The 16390-nt window shown below is 56.1% G+C and carries 12 protein-coding genes; 7 read left to right on the top strand and 5 right to left on the bottom strand.

The annotated features are described in order from the left end of the window. Both J2I47_RS26185 and J2I47_RS26190 read right to left on the bottom strand, forming a co-directional pair. The coding region (locus tag J2I47_RS26185) for a hypothetical protein (protein ID WP_207367592.1) at positions 1-349 on the bottom strand (349 nt) is incomplete at its 3' end. 69 nt (positions 350-418) lie between these two features. After that, positions 419-808, bottom strand: coding sequence for a hypothetical protein (locus J2I47_RS26190; protein ID WP_207367593.1), 390 nt, complete (start codon positions 806-808; stop codon positions 419-421). Between the two features lie 539 nt (positions 809-1347). Between J2I47_RS26190 and J2I47_RS26195 the strand changes: the two genes are divergently transcribed. Further along, positions 1348-4020, top strand: a complete 2673-nt coding sequence (locus J2I47_RS26195; protein ID WP_207367594.1) for an MGH1-like glycoside hydrolase domain-containing protein — start codon at positions 1348-1350, stop codon at positions 4018-4020. A 127-nt stretch (positions 4021-4147) separates the two neighbouring features. On the opposite strand, the gene J2I47_RS26200 is transcribed toward J2I47_RS26195, so the two are convergent. Together J2I47_RS26200 and J2I47_RS26205 are read right to left on the bottom strand one after the other, a co-directional pair. Further along, positions 4148-4909: a LytR/AlgR family response regulator transcription factor gene (locus J2I47_RS26200; protein ID WP_207367595.1), complete on the bottom strand. Its 762-nt coding sequence runs from the start codon at positions 4907-4909 to the stop codon at positions 4148-4150. Positions 4910-5188: 279 nt separating this feature from the next. Continuing rightward, entirely contained in the window at positions 5189-6637 is a 1449-nt protein-coding gene (locus J2I47_RS26205; RefSeq protein WP_207367596.1) for a histidine kinase, read from the bottom strand. Positions 6638-6814: 177 nt separating this feature from the next. Here J2I47_RS26205 and J2I47_RS26210 point away from each other — a divergent pair, with 177 nt between their 5' ends. The 5 genes from J2I47_RS26210 (at position 6815) to J2I47_RS26230 (ending at position 13551) form a co-directional block, all read left to right on the top strand. Continuing rightward, on the top strand, positions 6815-7426 hold the full coding sequence (locus J2I47_RS26210; protein WP_207367597.1) for a class I SAM-dependent methyltransferase: 612 nt from the start codon (positions 6815-6817) through the stop codon (positions 7424-7426). A gap of 79 nt (positions 7427-7505) precedes the next feature. After that, positions 7506-10040, top strand: a complete 2535-nt coding sequence (locus J2I47_RS26215) for a DUF7133 domain-containing protein (protein WP_207367598.1) — start codon at positions 7506-7508, stop codon at positions 10038-10040. Between the two features lie 116 nt (positions 10041-10156). Continuing rightward, the gene (locus J2I47_RS26220) at positions 10157-11215 is read left to right on the top strand and encodes a sugar phosphate isomerase/epimerase family protein (protein ID WP_207367599.1); all 1059 of its coding nucleotides are present in this window, start codon (positions 10157-10159) and stop codon (positions 11213-11215) included. A gap of 245 nt (positions 11216-11460) precedes the next feature. Next, entirely contained in the window at positions 11461-12246 is a 786-nt protein-coding gene (locus J2I47_RS26225) for an SDR family NAD(P)-dependent oxidoreductase (RefSeq protein WP_207367600.1), read from the top strand. Positions 12247-12267: 21 nt separating this feature from the next. Then, positions 12268-13551, top strand: a complete 1284-nt coding sequence (locus J2I47_RS26230; RefSeq protein ID WP_207367601.1) for an MFS transporter — start codon at positions 12268-12270, stop codon at positions 13549-13551. A 109-nt stretch (positions 13552-13660) separates the two neighbouring features. Here J2I47_RS26230 and J2I47_RS26235 read toward each other — a convergent pair whose 3' ends face one another. Then, positions 13661-14773, bottom strand: coding sequence for an aldose epimerase family protein (locus tag J2I47_RS26235; protein ID WP_229374960.1), 1113 nt, complete (start codon positions 14771-14773; stop codon positions 13661-13663). A gap of 198 nt (positions 14774-14971) precedes the next feature. On the opposite strand from J2I47_RS26235, the gene J2I47_RS26240 reads away from it, so the two are divergent. Further along, positions 14972-16363: a Gfo/Idh/MocA family protein gene (locus tag J2I47_RS26240; RefSeq protein WP_207367603.1), complete on the top strand. Its 1392-nt coding sequence runs from the start codon at positions 14972-14974 to the stop codon at positions 16361-16363. Positions 16364-16390: the final 27 nt, after the last annotated feature.

The raw sequence follows: 16390 nt of genomic DNA on the forward strand, positions 1-16390 counted from the left end.
CTTTCAAGTCAAAGAGTACGTTATGCTGATAGTCTGTGTGCTTTAGTTGTTTGTCTCGCAACTCGAAAAACAATGTTCTGGGCGAATACTTTGCATTTAGATTTCTTCTGTCCTTAATAATACTTGAACTACTGTAATCAGGATATGCTAGTGATCTTTTGAATTGAATATATATTGGACAAATAGATTCAATCAAAGCATCGGCTCCATAAACCACTTCGTCTTTCTTGGATAATGGAACTAAGGCAAAAGGTGCTCTTGGGAATCTTGTTACTGTCAGCAATGACTGAATCATAAAGCCAACGATGTCCTCTGTAAAGTCTGGTGTTATTAAATTTGTTTTGCTCATTGATGAGTTCTCTATCTGCAAATATTTACAAAGCAGAATCTATTAAAGTGTTCAAAAACTACTAGAAACTCAAGCACTTCCAAATTTAGGGTCACTACTTCTTTTGTAGAAAAAATATAATATTGGAACTATTAAGTAAAACAAAAATTCAGGCATATTGTAGTCAGCAAAAATACCTCGATAATAGTTTTGCTTATAATGATTACCCATATAAGCGAAATCCACTTCTTCAACAAAAGATGTAAATGGCCAAAAATTGTTCTCTAATGATGGGCGTACTACATCTTGTTCGGCAAACAGATATATCGTTGGATTGGTTAAATTACTTGTATCATTTGAATTTATTATTGGCGAATAAATACAGCCTTCTAAACCAACCAGGTTCACAAAAAGAGCAAACAAGTTTATGGAAAAGTAAATTATTGCAACTTTCTTAAACTTTGGTGAAAGTGAAATCATAATTGAAAGATTTTTTAGAAAAAATGCTGTTTCAAATCAGGGCTTGTATTTTTCCCGCTTTTTAGTTTGACCATAATCCACAAACATTACAATTGCCCTGTTCATCGGAGTTAGATCTGCCAGTAGGTACGTAGTAAATTCACAAAAAACGCTCACTATCAACTCATTATTTTGTCGCCTGTGACATAAAACACCCGCTGACATGGACGGGCCACCCAACAAGTTGAAGTGCGCGAATTTGCGGAACTATGTATTCTTAACAGCCTGACTGTCAGTCAAAAATAGTTCCGCAGAAGATTCAGAACAAATTTTGGTCTGAGCCTCTTCTGACAAAGAAGCACCCTCCGCTTACAACGGCAAAACCTAGCCCATCAACTTGATTAAACGGTATGTCCTAGCTCTTCTAGGTATGTTGATGTCTATGCCAGCTACTCACGTAGGCTGGAAAGATTAAGCCTCAGTTAATCCATGCCACCGGGGGCGGATTTGCCAACAACCCGCAAGGCTGGGCGGTTTAGACTGGATACTACCGTTGAACCATGCCAAAGAAACCACCCATCGCCGCGCCAATCACCCCGTCGAATCCTGAACTGGACCGGTTGCAGGAGAATGCCAAGAAGACCGTACCACTGGAGAAGTGGGGACCATACTTGTCTGATCGCCAGTGGGGTACAGTGCGAGAGGATTATTCGGCGAATGGTGATGCCTGGAACTCGTTTACCCACGATCAGGCCCGGAGCCGGGTGTACCGCTGGGGCGAAGATGGGCTGATGGGCCTGGCCGACAGTCGCATGAACGTTTGCTTTGGGCTGGCGCTCTGGAATGGGCAAGACCCGGTGTTGAAAGAGCGTTTGTTTGGCCTCACCAACGGCGAAGGCAACCACGGCGAAGACGTGAAAGAGTTGTACTACTACCTCGACAATACGCCCACGCATTCGTACATGAAAGGCCTTTACAAATACCCGCAGGCCCGGTTTCCCTACGAATGGCTGTTGCACGAAAACGCCCGTCGCACTAAAGCCGACCCTGAATTCGAAGTTCTGCACACGGGCGTTTTTGAGGACGGTCGCTACTTCGACGTGCTGGTAGAATATGCTAAGCACGATTCCGACGACGTATGCATCCGTATTTCGGCCACCAACCACGGTCCCGAAACGGCCCCGCTCACCCTGCTACCTACGTTGTGGTGTCGCAACCGCTGGCAGTTCGACCCTAACGCGCCGCGCCCCACCATCAGCCGCCGACCCGACGCACCCACCGCTGGCAACGTGTTCCTGAACCACCCGCGCACCGGCAACTATTACCTCTACTATCAGCCTACAGACCTGGCCCTTATGACTGATAATGAGACAAATACGAAACGACTGTATGGGCAACCCAACGCGTCGCCGTTTGTGAAAGACGCTTTCCATGAAGCCATTGCCGAGCATAACGACTACCTCTGCGATCTGCTGCGCGACAACGAATCGGGTACCAAATTTGCGCCGGTCTACAAACGGCAGATCGAGCCGGGGCAAACGACTACCATCCTGCTGCGGTTGTGCAAGCTGATTCAGACGCAGCCATTTGATGAGCAGTTTGAGCAGGTTTTCGTGGCCCGGCAGCAGGAGGCCGACCTGTTTTTTGCACCCCTCGCCCCCATCGACGCCTCTGCCGAACTAAAGCAGGTTCAGCGGCAGGCGCTGGCGGGCATGCTCTGGGGAAAACAATATTATAACTACGACATTCCGCACTGGTTGCGCGGCGATCCGGGGCACCCCTCCCCCCCACCCGAACGCTGGCTGGGGCGCAACGCCGCCTGGCAGCACCTCAACAACGACGACGTGATCTCGATGCCCGACAAGTGGGAATACCCCTGGTATGCGGCCTGGGATCTGGCGTTTCATACCATCCCGCTGGCGATGGCAGACCCGGTTTTTGCCAAAAATCAGTTGATCCTGCTCATGCGCGAGTGGTACATGAGTCCCACGGGACAGATACCGGCCTACGAATGGAAGTTCTCGGACGTGAACCCGCCCGTGCACGCCTGGGCGGCGTTGTCGGTGTATCGGCTGGAGCGGGCGATTTACAAAAACGAAGACATCCAGTTTCTGAAACGGGCATTTCAGAAGCTGCTCATCAACTTCACCTGGTGGACCAACCGGCAGGATCTGGAAGAGGATAACGTCTTCGGTGGGGGGTTTCTGGGCCTCGACAACATCGGCGTGATTGACCGCAGCAACCTGCCCGACGGCACCCGGCTGGAACAGGCCGACGCCACCGCCTGGATGGCCATGTATGCCCTCAACATGATGGACATTGCGCTGGAAATCAGCCGCCACGACCCTACGTTTGAGGACATTGCCACTAAATTCTACGAGCATTTTGTGATCATTGCCGAGAGCCTGAATGAAGCCCTTTGGGACGAAGAAGACAACTTTTATTATGACCGCCTTTACCCTATTACGGGCAAACCCATGACCCTGGAAGTACGGTCGGCGGTGGGGCTTACCGTGCTGTTTGCGGTGTCTATTGTGAAGCGGCATAAGAGCGAACCGCTGTCTGATTTCCTGAAACGGGTGCAGTATTTTCAGCACTACCGCCAGGGCCTTAACTTGCCCATGCCCGACCAGCGGGTTACCGAAGACGGCGACATTCTGCTGTCGCTGGTATCGAAAGAACGGTTGGAAAAACTACTGGCCGTTATGCTCGACGAAAATGAGTTTCTGTCGCCGGGGGGCATTCGGGCACTGTCGAAATACCATGAAGCGCACCCTTATGAGATTAATGTCTACGGCACCCGCCACGCTATCAGCTACGTCCCCGGCGATTCGGACTCCAACCTGTTTGGGGGTAATTCAAACTGGCGCGGTCCGGTCTGGATGCCCATCAACTACCTGTTGATCAAGTCGTTGAAAAAATACCATCAGTTCTACGGTGACACCGTTACGGTGGAATTCCCGACGGGTTCGGGCAACTGGCTCAACCTGGAACAGGTATCGGACGAGTTGGCCAAACGCATTGTGGGCGTCTTTGAAACCACCCCCGACGGCACCCGCCCGGTACACGGCCCGTTCAACCCGTTCTACCAGCGTCCCGAAAATAAAGACCTGCTTCTCTTCTACGAATATTTCCACGGCGACACGGCCCAGGGCATCGGCGCGAGTCACCAAACCGGCTGGACCGGCGTAGTCGCCGAGCTAATCAACGACGACGCCTGGGAGTGGGAATAAAGGAATGTACAATGAATAATGTACAATGGCCGGTCGGCGTAGCTTCGCGCTCAGCAGGTTAAGACACAGCACGAAGTCATTATTCATTGTACATTGTACATTGTACATTGTACATTGTACATTCCTTTCACAGTTCCAGCAGTCGCTTCACGGCTTCGGTGTAGGTGCTGCCGGTGGTGAGGCGGGAGGCTTTTTTGTCGGTGAGGGTGAGGATGTATTTGCCGTCGAAATGTTTCTGACACTCGCGGATGCGGTGGACGTTGACAATGGCTGAACGGCTCACGCGGGCAAAGGTGTCGGGCAGCTTTTCGTCGAGGCTCGTTACGGTGTAGGACGTGAGGTATTTCTGCCCGTCGACGGTGGCGAGGAAAACGTATTTTTCTTCGGCCTCAAAAAAGGCAATGTCGGCCAGGGGAATGAGCAGGATCTTGTCGCCCGATTTGACCGAGATTGAAAACAGCTCTTTTTTGGGTTTCATCTGCTCCAGCAGCCGCATCATGTTATCGGTATACGGGTTAACAGCGTTCTGTTCCTGACCTTTCAACGCCTTGATTTTCTGCACGGTACGCGCCAGCCGTTCGGCTTCAATGGGCTTGAGCAGGTAATCGACCGAGTTTTCCTCAAACGCCCGGATGGCATACTGGTCATAGGCTGTGGCAAAAATCACCATCGGCATGTACGACAGCCGCGCCAGCATTTCGAAGCCGTTGAGCAGCGGCATTTCAATATCGAGAAAGACCACGTCGGGGCGTTGAGCCTCCACCATCGTCAGCCCCTCAGCCCCGTTATGTGCCTCACCAATGATCGTGAACGTGTCGGTATGGCTGGCCAGCAACCGCTTCAACCGGCTGATCGCCAGCGGTTCATCGTCAATGAGAATCGTTGTCATGGGGGAAGGGGGAAAGGATAATGTACAATGTACAATGTACAATGAACAATGTATAATGGCCAGTCGGCGTAGCTTCGCGCATCGTGCCCGGACGCGGGACCGCCTTCGACAAGCTCAGGGTGACAGGAAACTAGAACAATCGTCTTGAGTTGATTCAAAGTTGTTGTCACCCTGAGCTTGTCGAAGGCGGTCCCGCGTCCGGGCACGATGCGCGAAGCTACGCCGACCGGCCATTGTTCATTGTTCATTGTACATTGTACATTATTCATTGTTCATTATCTATTGTACATTCGTTAATCTGCTCTTTTTCAGCCAGATACACACCTGTTTGCTGGGTTCGTTTTGTAATTCCACGCGGGCATCGTCGCCGTAGAGGAGACGGAGTTTTTCCTGGATGCTGCGGAGGCCGTAGCCCCCACCCATTTCGCCCGTAAAGGCCGGACCATTGTCGTGCACGCTCAGGCAGAGCCAGTCGTCTTCATCCTGAATACCGATACGAATACAGCCGTCGCCCGCCCGCTTGCTGATGCCGTGTTTGATGGCGTTTTCTACCAGTGGCTGCAAGAGAAACTGCGGAATCTGGACGGTGTTAAGGGATGGATTACCGTCGATCTCGAACGCAAGCCGGTCGCCGAAACGGACCTGCTCCACCTGCAGGTATGTCCGTACCATCTCCAGTTCGTTGGCCAGGGTGGTAAAAAGCCCCCCGTCGCGGCCGGTGCTGTAGCGAAACAGCTTCGACAGCAGCAGGGTCATGGTTTCGGCTTTGTCGGGATCTTCATGCACCAGGCTGGCAATACTGTTGAGGGCGTTGTAAAGGAAATGAGGGTTGATTTTAGCCTGCAATGCATCCAGCTCAGCGCGGGTTTTTAGTTTCTCCAGGTTCAGCAACTGGTACTCCTGCTCGGTCAGTTTGCGCGTCAGCTGCCGTCCCTGCTGCAGGATATACAAAAACAGGTTTGCCACCAGCAGGTATGACCCCATGTAGGCCCACGACGGCACATAGTCTTTACCAAAACCGGGCCGTTGCACCAGCACATCGATAGCCGATTTTCCCAGCCATAAGAACGCGATGGTGCTCATGAAAATGACCGACAGAAGCGTGGCGACCGATGCCAGCAGGTGCCGTTTCCAGGCCGCATCAAACCTGCGGTCGAGCCAGCTGGAGAGTAACCAGACCACCAGAAACACGGTGGCGCCGAGCAACAAATTCTGCGTCACCAGAAACCGGTAAAACTGCGCCATCACGGCGTCTTTCATGGTGGCAATCTGGCTTGTGAAGAAGATGATGCCACTCAGGCCATACACCATCAGCGCGCTCATCAGCATGCCAATCAGCACACCCCAGCCTGGTTTTTGCAGCAATCGGGTCAGCGTCAGCGGCTCTTGCCGGGCGGTTTTGGCAGCCGGTGCAGCAGTCATGACGGAATAGTTCATGACCGTGCCGGTGAGGTTGGCCCCGGTCATGTTGGTATTTGACACGTCGCTAAAGCTGAGGTCCGCATCCTGTAAGTTTGCTTCCTCAAAATTTGCCCCCCGCAGGTTGGCATAGCTCAGATCGGCCCCCACAAGAATGGCCCCCTCGAAGTTGGACCGCCGCAGGTCTGAATACCGGAAATCACCCCCGGTCAGGTCAAGTCCACTGAAGTCAAAGCCCTTCAGCGACTGCCCCCGCATGTGCAGGCGTTTAGTACCGGTAGTACGCTGAATAAGTTGTTCGCGGGTCATAGGTAAGGCCGTAAGGTAGTATTGGCACAAACATAGCCTTATGCCATATCAACGGCCAGTAGTTTCAGATAAACAGGCTTACCGGCACGACGAAACAGGCAAATAGCACGATTACTCAGGTGACTCCGCCTGCTGGTAGCTGGATTCTGTTCAACTTGTGTTCAACGTATACCTTGTATGGAAGCAGACAACGAGCGTATCATCGGTTTATACCAGCGCCATGCGCTGACGTGGGATAAAGACCGTAGCCGCGATCTGGTGGAAAAAGCGTGGCTCGACAAGTTCCTTGCCTTACTTTCTCCCAACGCGTCAATTCTTGATATAGGCTGCGGCATGGGCGAACCCATTGCCCGTTACTTGATCGGGCAGGGCTGCGTGGTAACTGGTGTAGATAGCGCACCCACGTTTATCGACTTCTGCCGAACCCGCTTTCCTCATCACCAGTGGCTGGTGGCCGATATGCGGACCCTTGTACTTGATAAGCCATTCCAGGGCATTCTGGCGTGGGACAGTTTTTTCCACCTTAACCATGACGATCAACGCCGGATGTTTGCCGTGTTTCGCCACCACGCGGCAGCAGGGGCCGCTTTACTTTTCACCAGCGGTCCTGCTCACGGCACAGCCATAGGCAACTATCAGGGCGAACCGCTGTACCATGCCAGTCTGGACAGTGATGCCTACCACCACCATCTACGCGAGCATGGTTTTACCGTCGTTGACCACGTTATCGAAGATCCTGCCTGTGGGTATCGTACCGTTTGGCTGGCTAAGCAGGATAACCAGAAGTAAGTGCGACCCGTAATGTGCTTTTCACCAACAAACGGATGACATAGCTGTTGATAGTCAATGCACTAACTCGCCTCAACGTATGGTTAAGTCTGCGTATAAAGTCTGTCTGCTCAGTGTGCTGTTAAGCGTAAGTACGGGTCTGCAACATTCGTCGGACGAAGGTCCCTCACCCGCCCGCACACCCGATCAGGAACAGGCCACCTTCCAGTTAGAACCCGGCCTGAGCATTCAGCTGGTGGCGGCTGAACCGCTGGTGCAGGACCCGGTTGCCATGACCTTCGACGCCGATGGACGCCTTTGGGTGGTTGAAATGCGCGGGTTCATGCCCACCATCGACGGGGAGGGTGAAAACAAGCCTGTCGGGCGTATTTCGGTGCTGGAAGATACCAACGCCGATGGCCGGATGGACAAGAGCACGGTATACCTCGACAGCCTGATCATGCCCCGCGCGCTTGCGCTGGTGCCGGGTGGGGCGCTGGTGGCGGAAAACAGTGCCCTCTGGCTCACCCAGGACAAAAACGGCGACCTGAAAGCAGACCGCAACGGCGGATCGTCTAAAACCCTCATCGACAACGATTACGCGGGTAGCGCCCTGCCCGAACATGCCGGAAACGGCCTGTGGCGGAGCATGGACAACCACTACTACAACGCCAAGTCGCGTTTTCGGTACCAGTTGGTAAACGGCCAGTGGCAACGCGACAGCACCGAGTTTCGGGGGCAGTGGGGTCTGAGCCACGACAACAAAGGGCGGCTCTATTACAACTATAACTGGTCGCAGCTTCACGCCGACCTGGTGCCGCCCAACTACCTGAACCGCAACAAACACCACACCGCCACCACGGGCATTGACCAGGGTTTGACCATCGACCGGCGGGTGTATCCGGTTCGGCCCAACCCCGCCGTGAACCGCGGCTACATTCCCGGTACGCTCGACAAAGGCGGTCGGCTGCAGGAGTTCACCGCCGCCTGTTCGCCCTTCGTGTATCGCGGAACGGCCCTGCCAACGGCCTACGCGGGCAACGTGTTTGTGTGCGAACCGGCGGGTAACCTCATCAAGCGCAACGTGCTGACCGAAAACGGTCCACTGATTACGGCGCGTGACCCGCATCCGGGCCGTGAGTTTCTGGCCTCGACCGATGAGCGGTTCCGGCCCGTGAGTATGGCCGAAGGCCCCGATGGTGCCCTCTACATTGCCGATATATACCGGGGGCTGATTCAGCACAGCGCCTACATTACGCCCTACCTGAAAGAGCAGACGCTGGCCCGGAAGCTGGTGCAGCCCACCGACCGGGGGCGTATCTGGCGCATTGTACCACAAGGGTGGAAAGCCCCCAAACGGCCCAAATTGTCTGCCGCCTCGTCAGCGGAGTTGGTCGGCTACCTGTCTAGCCCGGATGGCTGGTACCGCGACATGGCGCAGGGGCTGCTCATCGACCGAGATGACAAAAGCGTTGGCCCGGCACTGACCGCATTGGCACAAAAGGGCAAAGACCCGCTTGCCCGGTTTCATGCCCTGTGGACCCTGAATGGGTTGCACCTGAACCAGCCCGACCAGTTGCTTCGGCTGGCCGCTGACCCCGACGCGCTCGTGCAGGCCACGGCCATCCGGCTGCTGGAACCGTTCGCGCAGGGCGGTCAGGCCGTTCGGACCAGCTTAGGGCAGGTGCTAACGAAACAGGCCGCGAACGCCACGGCCGCGCAGGCATTGCAACTCGCCCTCACGGCGCAGGTGCTCGACGCCAACGTGGCGCAGCCCCTGCTGATGGGTATTGCCCGGCAGTTTGGCACAATACCGCTGATTCGGGATGCGGTCATGAGCAGCCTTCAGGACGGTGAGTTTGCCCTGCTGCAACGAATCCTGGCCGCACCCGACTGGCAAACCCAGACACCGGCCAACGAAATTTTCGTGGAAATGCTCACCACAGCCATTGTCCGCAAACACGCTCCTACCGAATTAACGGCCCTGCTGACCCGCCTCGATACCCAAACCGGCGCGTTGACCTGGCAGCAGAAAGCGGTGGTGGCGGGCCTGGCTACCGGAGCCAGTGCAGGCAAATTTGCGCCCGTTTCGCTGGCTGCTGCGCCCCGCGTGCTGTCGCCGGCGGGCGGGGTGGAGCCGTCACGGCGGGCGGCGGTGGCATCGCTGTTTACCTGGCCCGGCCATGCCGCCGACCAGCAGGAAATGGCCAAGGCCAACCCGCTGGGCGACGATGACCAAAAGCTCTTTGCGGCGGGTCGGCAGCTTTACCTGAGTACCTGTTCCGGTTGCCACGGCACCGACGGCCGGGGTATGGCCCGCTTTGCCCCACCCCTGATTGGCTCAGACTGGGTACTGGGCGACGGCAAACGACTGGCACTCATCCTGTTGCATGGCATGGAAGGCCCGGTCGACGTGGCGGGCAAGGTCTATAATACGCCCGACATTCTGCCAGTGATGCCGGCTCATTCCACCATGGACGACGCCTCCATTACGGCTATTCTGACCTACATCCGCAACGAGTGGGGCAATCAGGCGGGGCCAATTGGCAAGCGGGTAGTAGGCACCACCCGCGTTACGTCGCAGGGCCGCGTCATGCCCTGGACGGCCAACGAGTTGAACAAGTATGTGAAATGATTGGGGATTTTGGATTGCGGATTTCGGATTGTTGCTGACGCCAGAGCAGCCACTCGCTGGCGTCAGCAACAATCCGAAATCCGCAATCCAAAATCCAAAGTCCCAAATCCCTTCTTATGGATCGTCGTGAATTTTTACAGCGTTCGGCTGCGGGCACGCTGGTGTTTGCACTGCCCGAGATGCCTGAACTGGTGAAAGGTGTGCCGATGGGTGTGGTGGTGCATTCGTACGGGAATCGCTGGAACTCAAAGGTGGTCAGCGCCACATATCCCGGTTTCACATCGGCGCTCGAATTGCTGGACCACTGCCATCAGATCGGGGCGGGCGGCATACAGGTGGTGGTCAATGGCTGGTCAGACGCCTTTGCCCGCACCGTGCGCGACCGGCGCGAAAAGCTGGGCATGTACCTCGAAGGCTCCATCAGCGTACCCAAAAAAGCCGACGACGTACCCACGTTTGAGCAGGATGTGATCCGGGCCAAAGAAGCCGGTGCCCAGATTCTGAGGACGGTCTGTTCGCCCGGGCGCCGCTACGAAGTGCTGCACTCGCCACAGGCTTTCGTCGACATGAAAAAGAACGCCCTAACGTCGCTGCAACTGGCCGAGCCTGTGTTGCGAAAGCACAAGGTCAGGCTGGCGGTAGAGAACCACAAAGACTGGCGGGCACCGGAGCTGGTGGCGATGCTGAAACAACTCAACAGCGAATGGATCGGCGTCACGCTCGACTTTGGCAACAGCATGGCCCTGCTCGAAGACCCCATGACGGTGGTGCAGACCCTGGCTCCTTACGTGTTCAGCACCCACGTCAAAGATATGGCCGTGGAAGAGTATGCCGACGGTTTTCTGCTGTCGGAAGTGCCGCTGGGTGAGGGGTTGCTCAATCTGCCAGCGATGATTGCGCTTTGCAGACAGCATAACCCCTCTGTGACGTTCAGTCTGGAAATGATCACCCGCGACCCGCTTGAAATACCCTGCCTCAAACCCGACTATTGGGCCACCTTTGGCGAGATGCCCGCCACCGAACTGGCCGGTATGCTGCGTACCGTCAGGCAGCACAAGCCCGCCACGGCCCTGCCCCGCACCTCACCCCTCAGCGCCGAGGAGCGGCTGGCTGTGGAAGAGAAAAATATCCTTTCGTGCCTGGCTTACAGTAAGGGAAAGCTGGCGATTGGTTAGGTTGTGTGTTGATTGCTGATGTAGGCTTGGCGTAGGGTATTGCTGACGCGTGGCCCTTCGACAGGCTCAGGGTGACAGCCCACCTAAAGCAGTTCAGGTATATTGATTCAACTTTCCTGTCACCCTGAGCCTGTCGAAGGGCCACGCGTCAGCAATACACTACGCCAGCGTCAGCCTACATCAGCAATCAACACACAAGCAAATTTTTAGTACACTTAAATCATTAAAGATCAACTCATTAATTTATGCCTGACCAACCATTACCGGGTATTCATCAATTCGATTTAAGTGGAAAGGCCGCCATCATTACCGGCGGTTCTAAAGGGCTGGGGCTGGCTATGGCTGCCGGACTGGCATCGGCGGGGGCACGCGTTATGCTGGTGAATCGCAACGCCGACGACGGTGCGCAGGCCGCCGCCGAACTCACCCGCGACTTTGGCGTTACGGCTATCTCCTTCCCTGCCGACATCACCGATCAGGCCCAGACCGAAGCCATGGCGCAGGCCGCGATGGATGCGTTTGGGCAAATAGACATCCTCATCAACAGTGCCGGTATCAACATCCGGGGTGCCATTGATGACGTTACCCCGGCCGATTTCAATCAGGTGATGAACGTCAATGTGAACGGTACCTGGCTGTGCTGCCGGGCCGTAACACCGTTTATGAAACAGGCCCGTAGCGGCAAGATCATCAACCTGGCCAGTACCCTCGGCGTGGTTGGCCTGGCAAACCGTACGCCCTACACGTCGAGCAAAGGAGCAGTGGTGCAGATGACCCGGGCACTCGGCCTGGAGCTGGCCCCCTTCCACATCAACGTCAACGCCATCTGCCCCGGTCCGTTTCTGACCGAAATGAATTTGGCCATTGCCGATACCGACGAGTCGAAAAACTTTATCGTGGGCGCTACGGCGGTGGGGCGGTGGGGCGAGTTGCGCGAGATTCAGGGTGCCGCTATTTTCCTGGCCAGCAACGCCGCCAGCTTTATGGTAGGCTCCCTGCTCACCGTAGATGGCGGCTGGACGGCACGTTGAACTAGTGAATAAAACTCCCTTATGAACCCTACCCGCATCCGCTACGGCATGTTGAGCCTGGTCTTTGTCAACGTCGTTATCAATTACCTCGACCGGACCAACCTCGCGGTGGCGGCCTCGGCACTAAGCACGGATTTGCAGTTGTCTCCGGCGCAACTTGGCTGGGTTTTTTCGGCTTTTGGCTGGGCATATGCCTTCCTGCAAATTCCGGGTGGCCTCATCGCCGACCGCTTTGGCCCCCGCGTTCTCTACGCGTTTTGCCTTATTACCTGGTCGCTGGTAACGGTTTGCCAGGGGTTCGTGCGCGGCTTTTCGGCCCTGTTTGGGTTGCGGCTGGCCACCGGCGCGTTTGAGGCTCCCTCCTATCCCATCAACAACCGTGTGGTCACGAGCTGGTTTCCCGACAACGAACGCGCTTCGGCCATTGCCCTGTACGTGTCGGGGCAGTTCATTGGCCTCGCGTTTCTGACGCCCGTGCTAACCATGATCCAGACATACGCAGGTTGGCAAGGGCTGTTTGTCGCCACGGGCACGGTGGGGTTGGTCTGGGGGGTTATCTGGTACCTGCTCTACCGCGACCCCCTCGATCATAGGGGTGTGAATGAAGCAGAACTGGCTTACATTGAATCAGGAGGCGGTTCGTTTCGGAAAAAGGAACCGCAGCCGGGGCAACCGTCGGCAGGGCCGGGTCAGGCCTGGCAGTGGTCTGATTTGCAACAAGTGTTTTCCAGCCGGACGCTCTGGGGCGTCTACATCGGGCAATTTGCCGTCAATGGCAGCCTCTGGTTTTTCCTGACCTGGTTTCCGACGTACCTGGTCAAATACCGGGGCCTCGATTTCATCAGATCGGGCTACCTGGCGTCGGTACCGTTTATGGCCGCCTGTGCCGGCCTGTTGCTTTCCGGCTTCATCTCCGACCGGCTGGTCCGGCAGGGAACGTCGGTGGGCGTAGCCCGGAAAACACCCATCATTTCGGGGCTGTTGCTGTCGATGAGCATTATCGGGGCCAATTATACCAACGACACCACGCTGATTATTTTCTTCCTGGCACTGGCCTTTTTCGGGTCAGGCATGGCCCTTATTTCGTGGGTGTTCGTGTCTATTCTGTCGCCCAAGAATCTGGTTGGCCTCACGGGCGGCGTGTTTAACTTCATGGGCAATCTGGCCTCCATCATCGTCCCCATCGTGATTGGTTACCTGGCCAAAGACGGCGATTTCAAACCCGCGCTGGTGTTCATCGGTGCCCTGGGCCTGCTGGGGGCATCGTCGTATATCTTTCTGGTAGGAAAGATTGAGCGGGTGTAGGGATTGGCTGACGCAGATGTAGCTATACGCTGAGCCTGTCGCCAGCAACCTGCCAGCGCCTAGCCAACCAGTTACAACTTCACTACTCACTACCCCTAAAACCTCAAGCCTACTTCACCGAAAACTGATATACCGTCGTGCTCCTGTAGGTCTGACCGGGGCGGAGTGTAGTGGTGGGGAACGTGGGCTGGTTGGGCGAATCGGGGAAATGCTGTGTTTCCAGACAGATGCCAAAGCGGCGGGTATACGGTACCCCCTCCGGCCCATGCTGACTGCCGTTGAGGTGGTTGGCCGTATAGATCTGCACAGCCGGCTCGGTGGTGTACATCGTCATCAGCCGACCACTCTGCGGGTCATACACCGTGGCCCCCAGCTTTAGCTTCGGCGACTTGTCGGTGAACACCCAGCAATGGTCATAGCCGTGTCCATACTGGATCTGCACGTCGGTGGTGTCGTTGATATGGGCACCGATGGGGCGCGGTTTGGTGAAATCAAACGCCGTGCCCGCCACGGGTCGTAGCTCACCCGTCGGGATCTGGGCTTTGGTGGTGGGTAAAAAGTGGTCGGCGTTGATCATCAGCACGTCGGTCAGCACGTCGCGCTGTTGGCCACTCAGGTTAAAGTACGCGTGGTTCGTCAGGTTCAGCACCGTCAGCTTATCGGTAGTGCCCTGATAATCAATGCGCAGCGCGTTGTCTTTTTGCAGGGTGTACGTCACCGTTACGGCCAGCGTGCCCGGATAGCCTTCCTCCCCATCGGGCGAGGTGTAGCGCAACGTCAGCGCGGGTTCGGGGCCATCAGCCGGGGTAGCCGCCCACAGCTTCTGACTAAAGCCGACTTTGCCGCCGTGGATATGGTTGCCGTTGTTGTTCGTTGCCAGGCGGTATTCGGTACCGTCGAGCGTGAATTTCCCCCCCGCAATCCGGTTGCCAAACCGACCGATGATCGGCCCCAGGCTGGTGGGGGCTTTGGTGTAATCGGCCAGGGTAGACAGGCCCAGCGTGACGTTGGCCTGCTTACCCGATTTGTCGGGCGCGGTCAGCGACACCAGGAAGCCGCCGTAGTTGGTGATCTTCGCTTCCATGCCGGCGGCGTTGCGCAGGGTGAAGAGGTAGGCCTCGCGGCCATCGGGCAGGGTACCAAAAATCGTTCGGTCGATACCCGGCTTCGGGCGCATCGCCGAAGCCAGACCGAGGCTGCCAAGAATCAGGAGTAGGGTCATCGGTTTCATAGTCATCTTGGATATTGGACGTTGGACGCTGGATTTTGGACGCTACAGCATTTTTTGTCCAATATCCAGTATCCAACGTCCTGCGTCCAATATCCTACTCACGCTAAGAGTATTTGATGCACCCAGCTACCCTTTTGACGGAAACAAATTGTCTGTTTAACGTCAAATCGGCTAACCCCTTTTCGCCCTATGCATTCGTTCAACATCAACCGTCGTCGTTTTATGCAGGGAACCACGGCAACGCTCGCGCTTACGGCCCTGGGTGCCCACGGCATGGATATTGTTAACCCGCCCAGTCCATACCGGGTAGGCCTCATCGGCACGGGCTGGTACGGCAAGAGCGACCTGTTCCGCCTTATTCAGGTAGCCCCCGTTGAGGTGGTGGCCCTCTGCGACGTCGATAAGAACATGCTGGCCGACGCCGCCAAACTGGTCAGCCAACGCCAGAAGTCGGGCAAGACACCGCTGCTCTACGGCGACTACCGCAAGATGCTGGCCGACAATAAGTTCGACATCATCCTCATCGGCACGCCCGACCACTGGCACGCGCTGCAAACCATCGACGCCATCAAAGCCGGGGCCAACGTCTACGTGCAAAAGCCCATCAGCGTAGACGTGATGGAGGGCGAGGCCATGGTGGCGGCGGCGCGGAAATACAACAAGGTGGTGCAGGTGGGTACGCAGCGCAAAAGCACGCCGCACCTGATCGACGCCAAGAAAAACATTGTGGAAGCCGGACTGCTTGGCAACATCCACCATGTTGAAATGTGCTGCTATTTCCCCATGCGGGCCAATGGCAACCCGCCCGTGCAGCCCGTTCCCAGCTTTCTCGACTACGAGATGTGGACCGGCCCCGCCCCCCTGCGCCCTTACGACGGTATTCCGCACGTGCGGTGGTGGCGGACGTTCAACGAATACGGCAATGGCATCATGGGCGATATGTGCGTCCATATGTTCGACACCGTTCGCTGGATGCTGAAGCTGGGCTGGCCCAAACGCATCAGCTCGACGGGCGGTATCTACGACCAGAAAGACGGCAAGTCGAACATCGCCGATACGCAGTCGGCCCTGTTTGAGTACGACGGCCTGAACTGCGTCTGGCAGCACCGGTCGTGGGGTACGCCCAACAACCCCGACTACCCCTGGTCGTTTACGCTCTACGGCGACAAAGGTACCCTCTGGGGCAGCACCATGCAGTGCGATTTCATCCCGCTGGGCGACACCGGGCCTACCAAAGGGGCCAAGATTCACAAGGACGTGGTCTATGAAAAAGAAAAATACCCCGAAGACCTCACCGAGCCGACTACCCCCAAGATTGAGCTAAATGCCGCCCCAGCCACCCGGCTGCACATGCTCAACTTTCTAAGTGCCATTGAAAATGGCGGACGACCCGTGGCCGACATCGAAGAGGGACACATTTCCACGGCCAGCTGCATCATGGCCAACCTCTCGATGAAGCTGGGCCGCCCGCTCGTCTACGACCCCGTCAAGCGCGAGATTGTGGGCGACCGCGAAGCCACCGCCCTGCTGGAACGCCCCTACCGCAAACCCTGGACCCACCCCCACCCAAACCGGGTGTAAGCGGTCAGGTTGTTTTAACCACAGAGA

The sequence above is a fragment of the Fibrella rubiginis genome, from assembly GCF_017353185.1.
GTDB classification, from domain to species: Bacteria; Bacteroidota; Bacteroidia; order Cytophagales; family Spirosomataceae; genus Fibrella; species Fibrella rubiginis.